Origin of the sequence: Brevibacillus sp. RS1.1 (assembly GCF_013284365.1) — a bacterium.
Taxonomy (GTDB): Bacteria; Bacillota; Bacilli; order Brevibacillales; family Brevibacillaceae; genus Brevibacillus; species Brevibacillus brevis_D.
The window spans coordinates 1-463 of the sequence record NZ_JABSVA010000038.1 but is presented as its reverse complement, the minus strand read 5'-3'; the positions used below and the strand labels follow the sequence as shown (position 1 = coordinate 463).

Annotated in this window: 4 tRNA genes; all 4 read right to left on the bottom strand. The window is 51.6% G+C overall.

The annotated features are described in order from the left end of the window. Positions 1 to 6: 6 nt before the first annotated feature. A tRNA-Gly gene (locus HP570_RS29260) sits at positions 7 to 82 on the bottom strand. Positions 83 to 90: 8 nt separating this feature from the next. Next, positions 91 to 176 (bottom strand) — tRNA-Leu (locus HP570_RS29255). A gap of 30 nt (positions 177 to 206) precedes the next feature. Next, positions 207 to 282, bottom strand: a tRNA-Lys gene (locus HP570_RS29250). A 40-nt stretch (positions 283 to 322) separates the two neighbouring features. Next, positions 323 to 399 (bottom strand) — tRNA-Asp (locus HP570_RS29245). Positions 400 to 463: the final 64 nt, after the last annotated feature.

Below are 463 nucleotides of genomic sequence, written 5' to 3'. Positions count from 1 at the left end.
GTGTTATGGAGCGGACGAAGGGTCTCGAACCCTCGACCTTCGCCTTGGCAAGGCGACGCTCTACCAATTGAGCTACGTCCGCATGTTTATTGGTGCGGTCGAGAGGACTTGAACCTCCACGGTGTTGCCACCACTGGCACCTGAAGCCAGCGCGTCTGCCATTCCGCCACGACCGCATATGAAGTTCTATCTCTTGTTTTAAAAACTGGTGAGCCATGAAGGACTCGAACCTTCGACCCTCTGATTAAAAGTCAGATGCTCTACCAACTGAGCTAATGGCTCTCACTATATTTATCGCTATTTCAAACCAATAAGGTTGAAATGGCGGAGCTGACGGGACTCGAACCCGCGACCTCCGGTGTGACAGACCGGCGTGAACTCCAACTTCACCACAGCTCCATATTTGGTTGCACCCACTGGGCACTCCGATCCTACTTGATCATGATGATTACTCAACGAAGTA